The organism is Sphingobium sp. OAS761 (assembly GCF_024168485.1).
GTDB lineage: Bacteria > Pseudomonadota > Alphaproteobacteria > Sphingomonadales > Sphingomonadaceae > Sphingobium.
The window spans coordinates 284,661-297,731 of record NZ_JALJVY010000004.1; the positions used below are offsets into that span (position 1 = coordinate 284,661).

At 61.9% G+C, this 13,071-nt stretch carries 9 protein-coding genes; 6 read left to right on the plus strand and 3 right to left on the minus strand.

Annotation, left to right across the window (positions count from 1 at the left end):
• Positions 1–3: 3 nt before the first annotated feature.
• Positions 4–1,122, plus strand: coding sequence for a 2OG-Fe(II) oxygenase (locus tag J3E64_RS07565; RefSeq protein WP_253341621.1), 1,119 nt, complete (start codon positions 4–6; stop codon positions 1,120–1,122).
• 45 nt (positions 1,123–1,167) lie between these two features.
• A complete protein-coding gene (locus tag J3E64_RS07570) occupies positions 1,168–2,235 on the plus strand; it encodes a PA0069 family radical SAM protein (protein WP_253341739.1) in 1,068 nt (355 codons plus the stop codon).
• Positions 2,236–2,239: 4 nt separating this feature from the next.
• On the opposite strand, the gene dnaE is transcribed toward J3E64_RS07570, so the two are convergent.
• Positions 2,240–5,788 carry a DNA polymerase III subunit alpha gene (gene dnaE / locus J3E64_RS07575; RefSeq protein WP_253341624.1) on the minus strand — a complete coding sequence of 1,183 codons (3,549 nt, stop codon included), beginning with the start codon at positions 5,786–5,788 and terminating at the stop codon, positions 2,240–2,242.
• 131 nt (positions 5,789–5,919) lie between these two features.
• Between dnaE and J3E64_RS07580 the strand changes: the two genes are divergently transcribed.
• The gene (locus J3E64_RS07580) at positions 5,920–7,728 is read left to right on the plus strand and encodes a diguanylate cyclase (RefSeq protein ID WP_253341626.1); all 1,809 of its coding nucleotides are present in this window, start codon (positions 5,920–5,922) and stop codon (positions 7,726–7,728) included.
• On the opposite strand, the gene J3E64_RS07585 is transcribed toward J3E64_RS07580, so the two are convergent.
• Both J3E64_RS07585 and J3E64_RS07590 read right to left on the minus strand, forming a co-directional pair.
• A complete protein-coding gene (locus J3E64_RS07585) occupies positions 7,714–8,403 on the minus strand; it encodes an ABC transporter ATP-binding protein (RefSeq protein ID WP_253341628.1) in 690 nt (229 codons plus the stop codon). The genes J3E64_RS07580 and J3E64_RS07585 overlap by 15 nt on opposite strands.
• Entirely contained in the window at positions 8,396–9,646 is a 1,251-nt protein-coding gene (locus tag J3E64_RS07590; RefSeq protein ID WP_253341630.1) for a lipoprotein-releasing ABC transporter permease subunit, read from the minus strand. Before J3E64_RS07590 ends, J3E64_RS07585 begins: the two co-directional genes overlap by 8 nt.
• A 489-nt stretch (positions 9,647–10,135) precedes the next feature.
• On the opposite strand from J3E64_RS07590, the gene J3E64_RS07595 reads away from it, so the two are divergent.
• From J3E64_RS07595 to J3E64_RS07605, 3 genes are all read left to right on the plus strand, one after another.
• Complete coding sequence (locus tag J3E64_RS07595; RefSeq protein ID WP_253341632.1) at positions 10,136–10,603, plus strand: Hsp20 family protein; 468 nt, start codon at positions 10,136–10,138, stop codon at positions 10,601–10,603.
• Positions 10,604–10,827: 224 nt separating this feature from the next.
• Positions 10,828–12,288, plus strand: a complete 1,461-nt coding sequence (purF, locus tag J3E64_RS07600; protein WP_253341634.1) for an amidophosphoribosyltransferase — start codon at positions 10,828–10,830, stop codon at positions 12,286–12,288.
• A gap of 67 nt (positions 12,289–12,355) precedes the next feature.
• Positions 12,356–13,069 (plus strand): SDR family NAD(P)-dependent oxidoreductase, encoded by a 714-nt coding sequence (locus tag J3E64_RS07605; protein ID WP_253341637.1) that lies wholly within the window; start codon positions 12,356–12,358, stop codon positions 13,067–13,069.
• Positions 13,070–13,071: the final 2 nt, after the last annotated feature.

Sequence of the window (13,071 nt, forward strand, 5' to 3'; positions counted from 1 at the left end):
GCCATGACTCGTCTGCTTATTCCGGGCGAACCGCTTCCGTGGTTCCATGGTGCCGCACTCGACGGCAATCCGCGTTACGCCTTCAACACGGCGGCGGGCCGGTGGATGCTCCTCCTGATGATGGGCAGCGGGGCCCAGCCGGCGAGCCGGAACGCATTGGCCCTGATACATGCCCATCGCGACCTGTTCGACGATGAGAATGCCTGCTTTTTCGGCGTGACGGTCGATCCGGAGGACGTGGGCGAACAGCGTATCGCCCAGCAACTGCCGGGCATCCGCTGGTTTCTGGATTATGACGGCGCCATCTCCACGCTGCTGGGCGCCCGCGACCAGACGAGCGGAGGAGAGCAGGTCTATCGTCCGCACTGGATATTGGTCGATCCGCTGCTGCGCATGCACCGGATCGCCGCCATTGAGGACGGGCCGGCACTGATCGAGTTGTTGCGCTCCATGCTGCGGCCTGCCCGGCCGGAAACGACCGCACCGGTATTGATCGTGCCGGATATATTCTCCCCGGAACTTTGCCGGCGCCTGATCGACCTTCATGCCGGGAACGGCGGCGAGGATTCAGGCTTCATGCGCGAAGAGAACGGCATCACCGTTATGCGGATCGACCCTGATCACAAAATACGGCGCGACTACACGATCGAGGATCAGCCCCTGGTCAATCATCTGAAGGCGCGGATGAATGTCGCTCTGCGCCCGATGATCCAGCGCGCCTTCCAGTTCGACGTCACGCGCGTCGAGCGCTTCCTGATCGCCTGCTACGATGCAGCGGATGGGGGCCATTTCCGTCGTCACCGCGACAATACCACCAAAGGAACGGCCCATCGCCGCCTCGCCTGCACCATCAACCTGAACGCGGAAGACTTTGACGGCGGCGAACTGCGCTTTCCCGAGTTCGGATCGCGAAGCTACAGGGCGCCCACCGGCGGAGCGCTGGTTTTTTCCTGCTCGCTCCTGCATGAGGCAATGCCTGTCACGCGCGGCCGTCGCTATGCTTTCCTGCCATTTTTCTATGACGAGGATGCTGCGCGACTGCGCGAGCGGAACATGCCGTTCGTGGCGCCCGAAATCAGCGGCTATCGCGCCGAAGCCTCGGGAGAAAACGAAGCCGTCTGAGACCGGTCGCTTGCAAATGTTCTGTTTATGTTCTATTTCTCTGCTATGGGTGTGGAGAAGGGAAGAGGCGCAACATCGAACGCGGAGAGCCGCCGCTTCAACCTGCCCGGGCGGGAAATGGACGGCGCCTGGCTGGACGCGATGGCAGATATCGATGGAGCGCCCCCGCGACTCCGTACCGAGGTGATGGTCGAGCACCCCAGATCCATCATCACCCGCAACACCTCCCCCGACATCGCGTTCAGCCAGTCGATCAACGCCTATCGTGGTTGCGAGCATGGCTGCATCTACTGCTTCGCGCGGCCGACCCATGCCTATCACGACCTGTCGCCCGGCCTTGATTTTGAAACAAAGCTGTTCGCAAAGCCCGATGCTGCGGTGTTGCTTCGCAAGGAATTGGGGAAGCGGGGGTATATCGTGTCGCCGATCGCGATGGGAACCAATACCGATCCCTATCAGCCCGTCGAAAAGGACTGGCGGATCACCCGGGACGTTCTGGAAGTGCTGGCCGAAACGCGCCACCCGACCTTCATCACCACGAAATCAGACCGCATCCTGCGCGACATCGACGTGCTGGCCGATCTGGCGCGCGACAATCTGGTCGCCGTGATGATCTCCGTCACCTCGCTCGATCCGAGAGTCGCACGGACGCTGGAGCCGCGCGCGCCGCACCCCGGGCGCCGGATCGCGGCGATCGAAAAGCTCGCCGTGGCCGGCATTCCCGTTTCCGCCAACATGTCGCCGATCATTCCAGCCATCAATGATCACGAAATCGAGCAGGTCGTGGCGCGTGTTGCCGCCTCCGGAGCACGGGATGTGAATTATATTCTCGTTCGCCTGCCCCACGAAGTCGCCCCTCTCTTCCGCGCCTGGTTGGGTGAACATTATCCAGACCGCGCGGGCAAGGTCATGGCCATGATCCACGACATGAGGGGCGGCCGGGACAATGATCCGACATTCGGCAGCCGGATGAAGGGCCAGGGCGTCTGGGCCGACCTGATCCGTGCCCGCTTTATCAGGGCGCGCCGTCGCGCAGGACTGGGCGGCGAACGGCTGATGCTGCGATCGGACCTGTTTCGCCCGCCAGATGGCGCGCAACTGAGATTATTTTAGCGACCTACCCTACCAGCCGAAGCCCGGACCTCCGCATCTTCGTGCGGTAGCCATCGGCTTTCACATCCATCCGTTTGAAACTGTGAATAGCGATGCCCGGAAGCGTAGCCATGGCGTCGACCTGATCCGCTCCCAGGCTGAAATGGTCGCCGAGGAAAAGGCGCGCGGCGCGTCCGTCGCCTAGCGGCGCACGCAGGAACACTTCGCTGCGGCCACCGCCCGCCCCACCGAGCAGCCCGGCGAGCGCTGTCACAGCCTCAGCCGTTTCGGCGTCGATCACCAATTCCATGCGGGACGCGCTGGCCACCTGTCGGAACGGTTCCACCCCACGCACCGTGACCCGGGGCGTCTCTTCACCGGGCAAACGGTCAAGTTCCACGACCAGAAGCGCGCAGTCGCCGTCCCGGGCGAGATCCTCGATCGCTTTGCATCCGTCCTCGTCGAAACAACTCGCCTGAAACTGACCGCTCTGATCGGAGAAGGTGGCATTGGCGTAGCGCGCGCCCCTTTTGGTCTCGCGCCAGCGCACATCCTCGACCATCGCCGCCATGATCGTTATCGCGCGCCCTTCCGCATTGGGCGCCGGCATGGGCGACTGGCAGATGAGGCCATAGCTTTTCGCGCCGCGCGCATCCGCCAGATGCTTGTAGCGATCGACCGGATGGGCCGAAAAGTAAAAGCCGAAGGCTTCCTTTTCCTGGGCCATGCGATCGGCCACGGTCCAGGCCTGATGCGGCGGGATGCGGACATCGGCATGGGGAGTCTCGACGTCGCCGAACAGGCCGCCCTGCCCGCTTTCGCGCGCGTGCGCGTTGCTGGCGGCGACCGAAAGAATGGTTTCCGCCGCGGCATGGACTCCCGCCCGGTCGGCATGAATGCCGTCGAAAGCACCTGCAGCCGCCAGGCTTTCCAATTGCCGCCGGTTCAGCAGGCGCGGCTCGATCCGGTCGGCGACATCGTCCAGATTCTTGAATGGCCCGGCGGCCTCCCGTTCGGCGACGAGTTGCTCCATCGCCTTTTCGCCGACACCCTTGAGCCCACCCAGAGCGTAGCGTACGGCAAATCCCAGCCGGGGATCGTCCCCTTCATACGCGACGGGCTCGACCATGAAATCCGCTTCGCTGCGATTAAGATCGGGCGGAAGGCAGGTCAGCCCCATGCGGCGCATATCATCCACGAAGACTGTCAGCTTATCGGTCAGGTGGATGTCGAACGCCATCGATCCGGCATAGAATTCCGCCGGATAATGCGCCTTGAGCCAGGCGGTTTGATAAGCGAGCAGGGCGTAGGCGGCGGCGTGCGACTTGTTGAATCCATAACCGGCAAACTTGTCGATCAAATCGAACAACTCATTGGCCTTGGCCGCGGGAATGTCACTGCTCGCGCAGCCTTCCACGAAGCGGGCGCGCTGGGCGTCCATCTCCGCCTTGATCTTCTTGCCCATGGCACGGCGCAGCAGGTCGGCATCCCCCAGGCTATAACCGGCCAGTATCTGCGCGGCCTGCATGACCTGTTCCTGATAGACGAAGATGCCATAGGTTTCTTCGAGAATCGGCTTCAGAAGAATATGAGGATATTCAATATCTTCCTGCCCGTTCTTGCGGCGGCCAAACATCGGAATATTGTCCATCGGGCCGGGCCGGTAAAGGGACACGAGCGCGATGATGTCACCGAAATTGGTCGGACGGACGGCCGCCAGCGTCTTGCGCATCCCTTCCGATTCCAACTGGAACACGCCGACCGTATCGCCGCGCTGAAGCAGGTCGTAGACCGCCGGGTCGTCCCAGGCGAGCGAGTCAAGGTCGACCGTCACGCCGCGCTGGGCCAACAACTGCACTGCCTTCTGCAATACCGACAAGGTTTTCAGGCCGAGAAAGTCGAATTTCACAAGGCCCGCGCCCTCGACATATTTCATGTCGAACTGCGTCACGGGCATGTCGGATCGCGGATCGCGATAGAGCGGCACAAGCTGGCTCAACGGGCGGTCGCCGATCACCACGCCCGCCGCATGGGTGGAGCTGTGGCGCGGGAAGCCTTCCAGCTTCATCGCGTAGTCGATCAGGCGGCGGACCTGTTTATCATTCTCATATTCGTGCCGAAATTCGGCCACTCCCCCTTTTTCCAGCGTCCGTTCCAGTGTCCAGGGATCGGTGGGGTGATTGGGCACCAGCTTCGCCAGCCGGTCGACCTGGCCATAGCTCATCTGGAGCACGCGCCCGGTATCCTTCAATACGGCGCGCGCCTTCAGCTTACCGAAGGTGATGATCTGCGCCACATGGTCCGTGCCATATTTCTGCTGCACGTAACGAATTACCTCGCCACGCCGGGTTTCGCAGAAATCGATGTCGAAGTCCGGCATGGACACCCGTTCCGGGTTCAGGAAGCGTTCAAACAGCAGGCCAAGTTGCAGAGGATCGAGATCCGTGATCGTGAGCGCCCACGCGACCACCGACCCTGCTCCGGAACCGCGACCCGGACCGACCGGAATGTCGTGGTCCTTGGCCCATTTGATGAAGTCCGCGACGATCAGGAAATAACCCGGGAAACCCATCTGGATGATGATGTCCGTTTCGAACCTTAGCCGCTCGAAATAGGGGCGCCTTGCTTCTTCGCCGATGATGCCGGCCTTTTCCAACCGCGCCTCCAGTCCGGCCGTCGCCTGCTCGCGCAGCATCCGTTCCTCGCCCTCGCGATCACCGGCAAGGCTGGGAAGGATGGGCTTGCGCTTTGGTGCTGCGACGGCGCAGCGTTGGGCCACGACCAGCGTGTTGGCGAGGGCTTCGGGTAAATCCTCGAACAGCCGCTTCATCTCGGCCATCGGCTTCATCCATGCGTCCGGAGAGCTGGTCTTGCGATCGGGTGTCTCAACATAGGCCCCCTCCGCAATACACAGCATGACGTCATGCGCCTTGTGGAAATCTGGCTCGGCGAAGCATGTCGGGTTGGTCGCGACGAGCGGAAGGCCGCGATCATAGGCGAGGTCGAGCAACCGGGGTTCCGCACTGCCCTCAACGGGATCGAGACGACGACAGATTTCGACATACAGCCGCTCGGGGAACAATGCCTGCAACCGGTCGACATAGGCCATGGCTGCTTCGGGCTGGTCCTCCGCGAACAGCCGCGCCAGCGCGCCCTCTGCGCCTGCCGTCAGCGCAATCACGCCCTCCGTCCTGCCCTCCAGCATCTCTATCGAGACATGGGGCACCTCATCGACCGGGCGATCGAGATGGGCTTTCGACACCAGATCGCAAATATTGTCATATCCCGTCGCATCCTGAGCATAAAGCGCCAGCCAGTCGTGAACCGGCGCGGCATTGGCCGGACGCCCCGGGCGTGCCACCCCCAGCATCGCACCAATGATCGGCTGAACCCCTTCCCCCCTGCACGCGTCGGAAAAGGCCATCGCACCATATAGCCCGTTACGATCTGTAATCGCCGCGGCCGGGAAGCCCAGCGCCCTGGCTTGTTTCGCGATCTTCTTGGGATCAATCGCCCCTTCCAGCATGGTGAAGGAAGAAAAGATGCGCAGCGGGACGAAGGAAGCGTGAAGCATGGCGGCAATCTAGGCGGGGCAGCCGATTCGGCGCTACCCCTAGGCGCAAGAAAGCTGTGGGTAAGGGGGCAGCCATTCTGGGAACGCCGGGTTAAACAATTGCAAACTTGTCTCTATTAGCATCCCGGATCATGCGTTTGTCCACCATCACGAACTGGGCCTATGGCGCCACGGTCGCGCTGACGCTTCTGTCGGGCACAACCATGCTCATGGCGTCAAGCGCCGAGGAGGAGGAACGGGCCGCAGTGGCCCAACGGGCCATATTCGATCAATTGACCGCGACCCTGGAGGAAGATGTCTATCGCCTCACCGAGCAGGCGCGCGGCTATGTCATCACCGGCGATCCCAGCCATCTGATCGCTTACCAACGCGAAAAGAACTCCGTCACATCGACGGAAGCGCGGCTCGGTCACTTGCGCGACCGCGGCGCCAATGAGAGTGAACTCGCCGCGCTGAGACAGGCGCTGCAATGGGCCGGATCCCTTACCGATGAACAGGATCAGGCAATCCGCGCCGCCAGACAGGGTGACGATGCGCGTGCGCGCACCATATTGTTCGGCGATGAATATGGGCGAGAGCTCGATCGGGTGGCAGCGCAGGTCGGCAAATTCCAATATATGCTCGATCAGCGCACCGACCATCGCGTAACGCGCGCCACCGACACCGCACGGCTATGGCGAACCATGTCGGAACTCATGCTGGGAGCGACGGCACTACTGTTCCTGTGCGTTCTATATTTCATTCTCAAGCAACGCATATTGCGGCCCGTCGTCAGGCTCAGCGATGTGGTAACCCGGCTCGCCGCACAGGATTATGAAGCGGCGCCGCCCGAATTCAATCAGGTCGACGAAATCGGCGACATGGCACAGGCCATCCGCATATTTCGCGAAAATGGCCTGGAACGCCAGCGTCTGGAGGAAGAACGCGATGCCGACCGGAATATGCGCGATCTGCTCTCCCGTCTGACACAGCGCTTGCAAGGCTGTGACAACACCGCCGACCTGGTCGACTTGGTGCGTCGCTTCGCCCCGGAAATTGCGCCCGAATATCCCGGCCGGCTTTATATCCACGACATCCGGCGCAACCTGATGGTTCAGGCCTGCCACTGGCTTGCGCCGAGCTTTTCGCGCGTTGAGTTTCCGCTTTCGGTCTGCTGGGCGCTGCGACGCGGCCAGACCCATCGTCCGGCCGGCGAGATGATCGACATTCCCTGCGAACATCTGGGCGCGGACGTCTCGATCGGCACCATCTGCATACCGCTCACCGCACAAGGCGAAAGCATCGGGCTGCTTTATTACGAAGAGCCGGCACAGGCCCATCCCGACCATCTTGAACGGACCGGCAAATATCTGGAAATGCTGGCGGAAAATATCGGTTTGGCACTTGCCAACCTGCGGCTCCGCGACGCGCTGCGCGCCATGGCCATGGTCGATGCGCTAACCGACCTTCCCAACCGACGGCAGTTCGACGCGACGCTCAAGACGATGGTCGAAGAAGCGCAGCGCAACAACGACATGCTGGCCTGCCTGATGATCGATATCGACCATTTCAAGCATTTCAACGATCATCACGGTCATGACGCGGGGGATGCGGTGTTGCGCGCAGTCGGCGGGGTGCTGGCGGATTCCTTGAGGGAACAAGGCCATGCCTTCAGACTCGGCGGAGAGGAGTTCGTCATGCTGATGCCCGGCTTCAGCCTGGATCAGGCGTTAGGCCGTGCGATGCAGATCCAAGAAAGCATCAGGAATTTGCGCCTGGAACATCATGGCCGGGAATTGAAACCGATCACGGCCTCGTTCGGCTTGGCCGCCTTCCCCGACCATGGCCCTGCCGACCGGCTGCTTCAAACCGCCGACGCGGCGCTCCTGCGCGCCAAGGTCGAGGGGCGCGACCGCATATTGGTCGCCACGGTGCGCGACGGCAAATCAGCCGCCGCCTGAACTTTCTTCCAGCACGCCTTCGTGCAGGCGGACCACACGGTCCATCTTGTGCGCCAGCCGCTCATTATGGGTGGCGACCAGAGCCGCCGATCCTTCTTCCCGCACGAGACGAAGAAATTCCGCCAGCACTATGTCGGCGGTACGTTCGTCCAGATTGCCCGTGGGTTCATCCGCCAGGACCAGGGCTGGCCGATTGGCAAGCGCGCGCGCGACAGCGACGCGCTGCTGCTCGCCGCCGGACAGTTGGCTCGGGCGATGGTCCAGCCGGTGGCCGAGACCGAGCGAGGTCAGCAAGGATTCCGCGCGCGCGCGCGCAGGCGCCATTTCGGCTTCACGGATGACCTGTGGCAGGACGACATTTTCCGTCGCGTTGAAATCGGGCAGCAGATGGTGGAACTGGTATACGAAGCCCAGCGCATCGCGGCGCAGGCGCGTGCGTCCGTCATTGTCCAGCTTCGCCGCTTCCTCGCCGCCAATCCGGATCGACCCTTCAAAGCCCCCCTCCAGCAGACCGACCGCTTGGAGCAAGGTCGACTTGCCCGAACCCGATGGCCCCAGCAAAGCGACGATCTCGCCCACGCCCACTGACAGGTTCACGCCGCGCAGCACGTCGATCGTCACTCCGCCCTGGGTGAAACTGCGGGCAAGTTCGGTGACCTTGAGCACATCATTCATAGCGCAGCACCTGCACAGGGTCGGTATTTGCGGCCTTGAACGCCGGATAAAGAGTGGCCAGGAAACTGAAGACCAGCGCCATCACGCAAATGATGGTGATTTCCACCGGGTCGGGCTGGGACGGTAGTTCGGTCAGGAAACGGATCGAAGGGTCCCAGAGATTCTGCCCTGTCAGGAACTGGATCGCATTCACGACGCTCTGCCGAAAGAACAGGAACGTAAAGCCCAGCACCATGCCCGCAGCCATGCCGAGGGCGCCGATGGTGACGCCGACCGTCATGAATATCTTGACCAGTCCAGCGCGGCTCGCGCCCATCGTCCGCAATATCGCGATGTCCCGTGTCTTTGCGCGGACCAGCATGATGAGGGAGGAAAGGATGTTGAATACCGCTACCAGCACGATGATGGACAGCACGACGAACATGGCGACACGTTCGACCGCCAGCGCTTCGAACAGGGACGCATTCATCTGGCGCCAGTCGGTGACCACCGCCCGGCCCGCGACCTTCGCGGCGAGGGGCTCCAATATCTGTCCGACCTTGTCAGCATCCACCGTCTCGACCTCGATCATGCCGACGACGTCACCCAGCAGCAGCAACGTCTGGGCATCTTCCATCGGCATCACCACGAACGCCTTGTCATAGTCGTAGACGCCGACCTCGAAGATCGCCGCAACCTGATAGGCAATCTGGCGCGGTACGGTGCCGAAGGGCGTGGAACGCCCGGCCGGGTTTATGATCGTCAGGCTGTCGCCCAATTGAATGCCCAGATTTTCGGCCAGTCGCGATCCGATCGCGATCTTGCCGGCATGGGGCCTCAGCGCATCGAAATTTCCGGCGACCACCTTGCCCTTGAGCGTCTTGTTCGACCGGATGTCGGGCACCGTCATGCCCCGCACCAGTATCGCCTCGACCCGTCCCTGGAATGTCGCGAGCAAGGGCTGCTCGATCATCGGGGTGGCGCGGGTGACGCCGGGCGTCGCCTGGGCCTCCTTAAGGATGGACTGCCAGTCGGGCAGGCGTCCGCCATAGCCCTGCACGACGGCATGGCCGTTGAGGCCGACAATCTTGTCGAACAGTTCGGCACGAAACCCGTTCATCACACTCATCACGATGATCAGGGCGGCAACACCCAGCATCACCGCGGCCAGGCTGATGCCGGCGACCAGGAAGATAAATCCCTCCCCTTTGCCGGGCAGGAGATAGCGCTTGGCGATCATGCGTTCGTAGCGGGAGAGAATCATGCGGCGCGGACGGGCCTTTTGCTGACGATGCTCAACCTCTAGGGACAGGCACCGGAGACGGCAAGCATTGCCGGATTGTTGCACCGGAGCCACAGCGGTGGAACGAAAATCACAGCCTTCCGATTTAGGCCGTGACTCGTACCTGCGCCGTGCCGTAGCACCAGCCTCGAAGCACAGGTAAAAGGCCGTGGTTCAGGGATACTGCATCCCGCTCCGAGCTTAGGGGGCTAAGGAGTGGTCGAGGCAGACCAAGGGGGAGACGAGCGATCGTCCATTAAGTACCCGGATCGTGTGGGCACGGTCCGGGTACTTTTTTATCTGGCGTCCGGCACTGTAGCGCGCACGCGACAACCGCTTCGACGGCTCTTGAAAGATCGTCAATCCCCACCACATCTGCTCTGCTCGGCCGCCACATGGGACCGGGCATCGTATCGCCGGACGCCAGACCGGGTTCGGCATGATCATTTTGCTCTTCGGGAGACTATGACAATGCGTGCTTTTGACCTGACACCCTATCGCCGCTCCACCGTCGGCTTCGATCGCCTGTTCGACCTGATCGAAAACAACGCCCGGTTGCAGCAGGGCGACAACTATCCGCCTTTCAACATCGAGCGCCTTTCGGAAGACCGGTATCGCGTAACCTTGGCCGTCGCCGGGTTCCGCACGGATGAAATCGACATCACCGCGCAGCAGAACCTGCTCCAGGTGATAGGCCGCAAGGATGAGGCATCGGCAACGGATCGTTCCAAGTTCCTGCATGTCGGCATTGCCAACCGCAGCTTTGAGCGGCGCTTCGAACTGGCCGATTTCGTTCGTGTCGAAAAGGCCGACCTGGCCGATGGCCTGCTGATCATCGAACTGGTGCGCGAAGTGCCCGAAGCGATGAAGCCCAAGAAGATCGCCATCAATGGCGGTCATCTGGTCGACATCAACGCCGGGGATCGCGACGCGGCCTGAAGATTGGCCACCTAGGCAAGACCGGGCGCGGCCTTCCGGGGTCGCGTCCTTTTCGTTGGATAATTGGACGCGAGACGCAGTTTCCTCCGGCAAATCGCCAGTCGGGCATCGACGCTGCGCTTTTTTGTGACAAGGAGGCGACAAATGGCCAGCAAGCTACTATATGCGCGCCATGAGGTGGCCTGATGGGCTGCCAAGAACGGCAACGGACCCGGCTCGCACCCATGCTTACAACCAATCCCTTCGACGACGACAAGTTGCGCGAGGAATGCGGCATCTTTGGCGTTTCCAGCGCGGAAACGGCATCCGCCATCGTCGCGCTAGGCCTTCATGCGCTTCAGCATCGCGGACAGGAAGCGGCCGGCATCACCAGCTGGGACGGGCATGCATTCCATACCCATCGCGCAATGGGGCATGTGGCGGGCAATTTCGACCGAGATGAGGTGATTCGTGCCCTGCCCGGCAATGCTGCGTGCGGGCATGTCCGCTACTCGACAACGGGCGAGACTTCGCTGCGCAACGTCCAGCCGCTGTATGCCGAACTTTCCTCCGGCGGTTTTGCGGTCGCCCATAACGGCAATATTTCCAACGCGATGAAGTTGCGCCGCGAACTGATTCGCCGCGGTTCGATTTTCCAGTCGACGTCGGACACGGAAGTCATCATCCATCTGGTGGCGACCTCCACCTATCGAACGTTGCTCGACAAGCTCATCGACGCGTTGCGTCATGTCGAGGGCGCCTACTCGTTGATTGTCATGACCCCGGAAGGCATGATTGCTTGCCGCGACCCGCTCGGCATCCGACCGCTGGTGATGGGCAAGCTGGGCGATACGATCATCTTCGCTTCGGAAACCGTCGCCTTCGACGTGGTGGGCGCCGATTATGTCCGCTCCATCGAGCCGGGAGAACTGGTGATCGTCACGCATGACGGACAGGTGCGCAGCCATCGTCCCTTCGGCGAAACGCACCCGCGTCCCTGCATCTTCGAACATGTCTATTTCAGCCGGCCCGATTCCATTGTCGACGGATCGAGCGTCTATTCGGTGCGCAAGGCGATCGGTGCGCAACTGGCCATCGAAAATCCGGTCGATGCGGATTATGTCATCCCGGTGCCCGACAGCGGCGTGCCGGCGGCCATCGGCTATGCGCAGGAGTCGGGAATCCCCTTCGAACTCGGCATAATCCGATCCCATTATATCGGCCGCACATTCATTCAGCCAGGCGACAAGGTCCGACATCTTGGCGTCAAGCTGAAGCATAACGCCAACCGCGCCCTGATAGAGGGCAAGCGCATCGTGCTGATCGACGATTCGATCGTGCGCGGCACGACCAGCCTGAAAATCGTGCAGATGATGCACGAGGCCGGGGCGAAGGAAGTGCATATGCGCATCGCATCGCCACCGACCAAGCATAGCTGCTTCTATGGCGTAGACACGCCCGAACGCACCAAGCTTCTCGCGCACAAGCTGGATATCGGGGGTATGCAGGATTTTATCCATGCTGACAGCCTGGCCTTCATTTCGATCGACGGCCTTTACAAGGCGCTGGGCGAGGCGAAGCGGGCCGACATCCGCCCGCAATATTGCGACGCCTGCTTCACGGGCGACTATCCCACCACGCTGACCGATCAGGACGAGGCGGTGGTGACGGACCAGCTCGAACTTCTGGCCGAACGTGTGGTCTGACCACCCGTTTCGCCCTCCCTTTGCCCAGAACAACGAAAGGTCCCGCCTGCCGGGACGATGAGGGAATATGACTGACGCCCTTCCGCTCTCCGGCAAACTTGCGCTCGTGACCGGCGCCAGCCGCGGTATCGGCGCGGCAACCGCAAGGGCACTCGGGGCCGCGGGCGCGCATGTCGTGCTGACGGCGCGCACTTCCGGCGGTCTGGAGGAAGTCGAGGATCATATCCACAATGCCGGCGGCAGCGCGACGATCGCGCCGCTCGATCTGACCGATGGCGAAAGCATCGGACGGCTGGCGCAGGCCATCGCAGGGCGATGGCAGGCCCTCGACCTGCTGGTGCTCAATGCCGCGACCCTGGGATCACTGGCGGCGGTCCCCGCGATCGACGCCAAGGAATTTGCACGGTTGCTGACGCTCAACGTGGCGGCGCCCCAGGCCCTGATCGCCGCTTTCGATCCCATGCTTCGAAACAGCAAGGATGCCCGCGTAGTGGCGCTGACGTCGTCTGTTGCGATGCCACGCGCCTACTGGGGTGCATATGGTGCATCCAAGGCGGCATTGGAAACGATGGTCGGCGCTTATGGCGAGGAGGTGAAAAATATTTCCGCCATTCGGACCCATATCGTCGATCCAGGCGCTACCCGCACGGCGATGCGAGCCCGTGCTTTCCCCGGTGAGGACCCAGCAACCCTCAAAGAACCCGAGATAGTGGCGGACGCTATCGTAGAACTGGTGGTCCAGGATACACCGCACGGATTTCGGACCCGGATAGACGGCTAAGG

Excerpts from the sequence above, each read along its gene's own strand:
- J3E64_RS07565 (WP_253341621.1), top strand. The coding sequence starts at position 4 with ATGACTCGTCTGCTTATTCCGGGCGAACCGCTTCCGTGGTTCCATGGT.
- J3E64_RS07570 (WP_253341739.1), top strand. The coding sequence starts at position 1,168 with ATGGGTGTGGAGAAGGGAAGAGGCGCAACATCGAACGCGGAGAGCCGC.
- dnaE (WP_253341624.1), bottom strand. The coding sequence starts at position 5,788 with ATGCTTCACGCTTCCTTCGTCCCGCTGCGCATCTTTTCTTCCTTCACC.
- J3E64_RS07580 (WP_253341626.1), top strand. The coding sequence starts at position 5,920 with ATGCGTTTGTCCACCATCACGAACTGGGCCTATGGCGCCACGGTCGCG.
- J3E64_RS07585 (WP_253341628.1), bottom strand. The coding sequence starts at position 8,403 with ATGAATGATGTGCTCAAGGTCACCGAACTTGCCCGCAGTTTCACCCAG.
- J3E64_RS07590 (WP_253341630.1), bottom strand. The coding sequence starts at position 9,646 with ATGATTCTCTCCCGCTACGAACGCATGATCGCCAAGCGCTATCTCCTG.
- J3E64_RS07595 (WP_253341632.1), top strand. The coding sequence starts at position 10,136 with ATGCGTGCTTTTGACCTGACACCCTATCGCCGCTCCACCGTCGGCTTC.
- purF (WP_253341634.1), top strand. The coding sequence starts at position 10,828 with ATGCTTACAACCAATCCCTTCGACGACGACAAGTTGCGCGAGGAATGC.
- J3E64_RS07605 (WP_253341637.1), top strand. The coding sequence starts at position 12,356 with ATGACTGACGCCCTTCCGCTCTCCGGCAAACTTGCGCTCGTGACCGGC.